This is a genomic window from Streptomyces sp. NPDC001351 (genome assembly GCF_042896045.1).
In the GTDB taxonomy this organism is placed as follows: Bacteria; Actinomycetota; Actinomycetes; order Streptomycetales; family Streptomycetaceae; genus Streptomyces.
The window spans coordinates 65,466-71,590 of record NZ_JBIAWS010000009.1 but is presented as its reverse complement, the minus strand read 5'-3'; the positions used below and the strand labels follow the sequence as shown (position 1 = coordinate 71,590).

The 6,125-nt window shown below is 75.7% G+C and carries 1 protein-coding gene; it reads left to right on the top strand.

Features of this window, described 5'->3' with window-relative positions; all coding sequences use genetic code 11:
* The first annotated feature begins 31 nt into the window (after positions 1 to 31).
* Positions 32 to 6,121, top strand: coding sequence for a type I polyketide synthase (locus tag ACFY1U_RS31200; protein WP_390697468.1), 6,090 nt, complete (start codon positions 32 to 34; stop codon positions 6,119 to 6,121).
* Positions 6,122 to 6,125 lie beyond the last annotated feature (4 nt).

Genomic DNA, 6,125 nt, shown 5'->3' with positions numbered 1-6,125 from the left:
CCGACCGACCCCGGACGAAAGGGGGAACACGATGACCGACGACAAGGTCGTGGCGGCGCTGCGCACCTCGCTCCAGGAGACCGAGCGGCTGCGCGGCGAGAACCTGCGGCTGCGCCGGCAGCGCGAGCAGGCCGGCGAGCCCATCGCCGTCGTCGCCATGAGCTGCCGCTTCCCCGGCGGTGTCAGCACCCCGGAGCAGCTGTGGCAGCTCCTCGTCGACGAGCGGGACGCCGTCACCGGGTTCCCCGCCGACCGGGGCTGGGACCTCGCCGGTCTCTACGACCCCGACCCCGACAACCCCGGCACGAGCAGCACCCAGGAGGGCGGCTTCCTGCACGACGCCTGCGCCTTCGACGCCGAGTTCTTCGGCATCTCCCCGCGAGAAGCGCTGGCCATGGACCCCCAGCAGCGGCTCCTGCTGGAGACCTGCTGGGAGGCGGTCGAACGCGGCGGCATCGACCCGCTGTCGCTGCGCGGCAGCCGCACCGGCGTCTACGCGGGCGTCATGTACAACGAGTACGGGGCCCGGCTGCCCAGCATGCCGCCCGAGGTGGAGGCGTTCATCGGCACCGGGACCGTGCCCAGCGTGGTCACCGGACGCATCGCCTACACCCTCGGCCTGGAGGGGCCGGCGGTCACTCTCGACACCGCCTGCTCGTCCTCCCTCGTCGCCCTCCACCTCGCCTGCCAGGCGCTGCGCGGCGGGGAGATCTCCCTCGCGCTCGCCGGCGGGGTCACCGTGATGTCCACACCCAGCCTCTACGTCGGCTTCAGCCGCCAGCGGGGGCTGGCCCCGGACGGGCGCTGCAAGTCCTTCGCCGCGGCGGCCGACGGTGCCGGTTTCGGCGAGGGCGTCGGCGTCCTGCTGCTGGAGCGGCTGTCCGACGCCCGCCGCAACGGGCACCCGGTGCTGGCCCTGGTACGGGGCTCGGCCGTCAACCAGGACGGCGCAAGCAACGGTATGACCGCCCCCAACGGGCCCTCCCAGCAACGGGTGATCCGGCAGGCGCTGGCCTCGGCCGGACTGACCGCCGCCGACGTGGACGCCGTGGAGGCGCACGGCACCGGCACCCGGCTCGGCGACCCGATCGAGGCGCAGGCCCTGCTCGCGACCTACGGACAGGAGCGTGAGCGGCCGCTGCTGCTCGGCTCCCTCAAGTCCAACCTCACACACACCCAGGCCGCCGCCGGGGTCGGCGGCATCATGAAGATGGTGCTGGCCATGCGCCACGGCCTGCTGCCGCGCACCCTGCACATCGACGCGCCGACCCCCCAGGTCGACTGGAGCGAGGGCGACATCGCCCTCCTCACCGAGGCCCGCGCCTGGCCCGACACCGGGCATCCGCGCCGGGCCGCGGTGTCCTCCTTCGGGGCGAGCGGCACCAATGCGCACGCGGTGCTGGAGGAGGCACCGTCCGAGGAGCCCCGCGAGTCCGCCGAGCCCCGCGAGCCCCTCGGGTCCGCCGAGCCCGCTCCGGTCGTGTGGCCTCTGTCCGCCAAGGGCCCGGCCGCCCTGCGCGCCCAGGCCGCCGCCCTCCACGCCCACCTGGAGGCGGACCCCGGCGTCCGTCCGGCGGACGTCGGCCACTCCCTCGTCACCGGTCGCTCTCTCTTCACCGACCGTGCGGTCGTGGCGGGCACCGACCGCACGGAACTCCTCGACGGGCTCGCCGCCCTCGCCGCAGGACGGCCGCACCCGGCGGTCGCCACCGGCCGTGCGCTGCCCGGCCGCAAGGCCGTCTTCGTCTTCCCCGGCCTGGGTTCCCAGTGGCCCGGCATGGCAGCGGAACTCCTCGACGCCGCACCGGTGTTCGCGGCCCGACTCGCCGAGTGCGAACAGGCCCTCGCCCCGTACGTGGACTGGTCCGTCGCCGATGTCCTGCGCCGCGCGCCCGGCGCGCCGGAGCTGGACCGGGTGGAGGTGGTCCAGCCCGTCCTGTTCTCCGTGATGGTGTCCCTGGCCGCCGTATGGCGCTCCTACGGCGTTGAGCCGGCCGCGGTCGTCGGCCACAGCCAGGGCGAGGTGGCCGCGGCCTGTGTGGCCGGCGCCCTCAGCCTGCCGGACGCCGCCCGCGTGGTCGCCCTGCGCAGCCGTGCCCTGGCCGGTCTCACCGGCGCGGGCGGCATGGCCACCGTCCTGATGTCGCCCGACGAGATCACCCCCCACCTGGAGCGCCGGTCGGGCAAGGTGACGATCGCCGCCGTCAACGGCCCTCGGGTGCTGGTCGTCGCGGGCCCCGGCGACGAGGTCGCGGGCCTCGTCGACGACCTGACCGGCGAGGGCATGATGGCATGGACCATGCCGGTGGCCTACGCCTCGCACTCCGACGACGTCGAGGCGGTGCGCGACCGGCTGCGCGAGGACCTGTCCGGGCTGACGCCCCGCGCGCCCGACGTCCCCATGATGTCCACGGTGGACGCCGACTGGGTAGGCCCCGGCACCCTCACCCACGACTACTGGTACCGCAACCTGCGCCACACCGTCCGCTTCCACGAGGCCGTGCGGGGGCTGCTGGACGCCGGTCACCGCACCTTCGTGGAGGTCAGCCCCCACCCCCTGCTCACCTACGGCATCGCCGACACCGCCGCGGACGCCGGCGCCGACGACACGGCCGTACTCGCCACCCTCCAGCGCGAGGACGGCGGCCCGCGCCGCATGCTGCTGGCGCTCGGCGAGGCCCAGACCCAGGGCCTGCCCGTCGACTGGGACCGGCTCTTCGACGGCACCGGCGCCCGCCTCACCGACCTGCCGACGTACGCCTTCCAGCGCACCCACTTCTGGCTCGACGTCCCCGCACCGGTGGGCGACCCGGTCTCGGCCGGCCAGACGGCCACCGGCCACCCCTTGCTCCCGGCCGTCGTCGACCTGCCCGACGGCGAGGGCACGGTCCTCACCGGCCGCCTCTCCCTGCGCACCCAGCCATGGCTGGCCGACCACGCCGTCGCCACAACCGCGCTGCTGCCCGGCGTGGCGTTCCTGGAGATGGCCGCCCACGCCGCCGCGCACGTCGGGTGCGCCACGGTGGAGGAACTCACCCTGGCCGCACCGCTGGTCCTGACCGACGACGCCCGCCGGCTGCGCCTCACCGTCACTGCCCCCGGCCCGGACGGACGCCGCGAGATCAGCGTCCACTCGGCCTCCGACGACGAACCGTGGGAGCGCCACGCCACGGGCGTCCTCGCCCCGCAGCCCGCGCCCGCAGCGGACGAAGGCCTCTTCCGGGGACACGGCGAGGAGGCGGAGAAACTCGACATCGACGGGCTCTATGACGACTTCGAGGCCGTAGGCGTCCACTACGGTCCGCTGTTCCAGGGACTGCGTGCCGCCTGGCGCGTCGGCGCCGAGATCCACGCCGAGGTCGCCCTGCCCGAGCCCGGTCACCACGGATTCGCCGTCCACCCCGCGCTGCTGGACGCCGCGCTCCAGACGGTCGGCCTGCGCCCGGACGCACGGGACGGCTCCTCGGGCGTGCCGCTGCCGTTCTCCTGGCACGACGTGACGCTGCGCGAGAGCGGCGAGTCGGCGCTCACCGTGGTCCTGCGGCCCGTCGGCGAGGACGGCGACGCCGTCTCGGTCCTGGTCGCCGACAGCAGCGGACGCCCGGTGCTGACGGTCGGCCGGCTGGTCCTGCGGTCCGGCACGTCCGGCGCGCCCGGTGCCGTGGCGCGTTCGCTGTTCGCGCTCGACTGGACGGCCCTGGCCCCCGTCCCGCCGTGGTCCGAGGTCCGCACCGCCGTCCTCGGCTCGGTCGACGAGGCGACGGACGTCGCCCTGCTGCCGTGTCCGCCGTCCGGCGACGGCCCGCAGGCCGCACGCGCCGCGCTCACGGACGTCCTGCGGCAGCTCAAGGCGTGGCTGGCCGACCCCCGCCGCACGGACACCCCCCTGGTCGTGCTCACGCAGGGCGCGGTGGACCTGGGCGAGGTCCCGGTGGACGTCGCACGCGCCGCCGTATGGGGGCTGCTGCGCACCGCCCAGCTGGAGCACCCCGGCCGGTTCGTGCTCCTGGACACGGACGGCGGCGAGGGCCTTCAGACAGCCCTGGCGACGGCCCTGAGGGGCGACGAGCCCCAACTCGCACTGCGCGGCGGCACACTCCACGCACCGCGCCTGGTGCGCGCCACCGCCCCCGCGGCCGAGACACCCGCCTTCGACCCCGACGGCACCGTCCTCGTCACCGGAGGCGGCGGCACCCTCGGCGGACTCGTCGCCCGGCACCTCGCCACCGCACACGGTGCCCGGCACCTGCTGCTGCTCGGCCGGAGCGTCACCCCCGCCGTGACGGGGCTCGCCGAAGAACTGCGCGCGGGTGGCTGCCGGGTCACCGTCGCCGCCTGCGACGTGGCCGACCGCGCCGCGCTGACCGCCGTGCTCGACGCGGTCCCGCCGGAGCACCCGCTGACCGCGGTCGTCCACACGGCAGGAGTGCTGGCGGACGGAGTGCTCGCGGACCTGACGGACGACCGGCTCGACACCGTCCTGCGGCCCAAGGCCGACGGTGCCTGGAACCTGCACGAGCTGACGCGGGACCAGAACCTGTCCGCCTTCGTGCTGTTCTCCTCGTCCGCCGGTGTCTTCGGCAGCCCCGGCCAGGCCGCCTACGCCGCCGCGAACGCCTTCGCCGACGCCCTCGCCGCCCTCCGCCGGCGCGCGGGACTGCCCGCCGTCTCCCTGGCCTGGGGTCTGTGGGAGCAGCGCACCGGCCTCACCACCGGCCTCTCGGACACCGACCGGCGGCGCATCGCCCGGGCCGGCGTCCGCGCCCTGACCACCGAGGAGGGCCTGGCCCTGTTCGACGCGGCACCCGCGGCCGGGCGCCCGCTGATGGTGCCGGTCGGCCTGGAACCGGCCGTCCACCGCCACGGCCCCGTACCGCCGTTGCTGCGTGCGCTGGTGCGCCCCGCCACCCGGCGAGCCGCGTCCGCGGCGGCGGAGCCGGACCTGCGCCCGCGGCTGGCCGCGGTACCGGAGGCGGAGCGGGACGCGCTGCTGCTGCGCCTGGTGCGTGCCCACGCCGCCGAGGTGCTCGGGCACACCGACCCCGAGGCCCTGGACCCGGGGGACGCCTTCCTGGAGCGGGGATTCGACTCGCTCACCGCGGTCGAACTGCGCAACCGGCTCGCGGCGGCGCTCGACCTGCGGCTGCGGCCCACCGTCGTCCTGGACAGCCGCACCCCGGCCCGGCTGGCGCAGCGCCTCGCGGCGGAACTCGCCGCCACCACGACGGCCGGCCCGGCCACCGCCGAACCCGGACCGGACCCGGTCAGCGCCCTGTTCCGGCAGGCCTGCGACCTCGGCCGCGCACACGACGGCATCCAGTTGCTGCAACAGGCCGCCCGGCTGCGCCCGGACTTCCGCTCCGGAGCCGGCCTGCTGGATTCGGGCGAGCGGCGCCCCGAGCTGCTGCGGCTGCACCAGCGTGCGGACGCGCCCGAACTGGTCTGCTTCGCCTCCGTCGTGGCCCTCGGCGGAGCCCACCAGTACAGCAGGTTCGCCGCCGCCTTCGAGGGCCGCTTCGGAGTCAGCGCCCTGGACGCGCCCGGCTTCGCCGCCGACGAGCCACTGCCGGCGGACCTGGACGCCCTGCTGGAGTTCCAGACCGGACTCGTCCTGCGGAACCTGGGCGAGGGCCCGAAGGTCCTGCTCGGCTCCTCCTCCGGCGGCACCCTGGCCTACGCGGCCGCCGCCCGCATGGAGGAGCTGGGCGCGGGACCGGCGGCCGTCGTGCTGCTGGACACCTACCTCTCCGGCGACGCGGCGATGACCCAGTTCGACGACGTGCTGGTGCGCGGCATGTTCGAACGCGAGGACCGGGCGGCACCCATGGACGGCGCCCGGCTGACCGCCATGGGCCGCTACTTCCAGCTCCTCGACGACTGGACACCGCCCCGGGTCCAGGCGCCCGTCCTGCTGGTGCGGGCCTCGCAGCCGATCGCCGAACCGGCGGCGGACAGCACCGTCGACTGGCGGGCCTCCTGGCCGACCGCGCACTCCGTCGTCGACGTCCCCGGAAACCACTGGTCGATGCTCGAACAGCATCTGCCCGCCACCGCCGGCGCCGTCCGCGCATGGCTGGACTCCGTCCTCCCCGACACCACCCCCGACCCCCGAAGCGAGTAGGCGG